This is a genomic window from Vibrio sp. 1557 (assembly GCF_033340175.1).
Taxonomy (GTDB): Bacteria; Pseudomonadota; Gammaproteobacteria; order Enterobacterales; family Vibrionaceae; genus Vibrio; species Vibrio alginolyticus.
In genome coordinates this window covers 1-500 of sequence record NZ_JAWOVZ010000072.1, presented here as the reverse complement: position 1 = coordinate 500, position 500 = coordinate 1, and the positions used below count along the sequence as shown (strand labels likewise).

Below are 500 nucleotides of genomic sequence, written 5' to 3'. Positions count from 1 at the left end.
AGCGCGGCATTGTGGCTGAAGCGTTCCACAGTGGTCGCAATCAGCGTGTTCGTCAGGAACTGATTGAGAAGTTCAAAGCGGGTGAAATTCAGTATCTGGTTGCAACTGGCGTTGCCGCGCGTGGTATTGATATCGACAACTTACCAGTAGTGATTAACTACGATTTGCCATTCCCTGCGGATGAGTACGTACACCGTATCGGGCGTACTGGCCGTGCTGGCGCGCAAGGTGAAGCGATCTCTTTGGTATCGAAGGATGATTTCAAAAACCTGTGCATGATTGAAAGCCGTCTGGGCCACTTGCTTGAGCGTGTTGAAATCGAAGGTTTTGCTCCAAGAAAGCCCGTGCCGATTTCGATTTTGAATTACGTACCTAAGAATAAGCGTAAACCGCAAGACAATCGTCCGCGTCGTGAGCATTCTGAACCGCGTGACGCAAAATAGTCTGCTGATACATTGAAAGCAAAGCCGCATTCGTGCGGCTTTTTTGCGTTTAGAACC

1 protein-coding gene is annotated in these 500 nt (G+C 49.4%); it reads left to right on the top strand.

All coding sequences use genetic code 11. From position 1 onward, the window contains the following. Positions 1–443: C-terminal helicase domain-containing protein (locus tag R7070_RS24605; protein WP_318141333.1), on the top strand; the 443-nt coding region annotated here is incomplete at its 5' end. Positions 444–500: the final 57 nt, after the last annotated feature.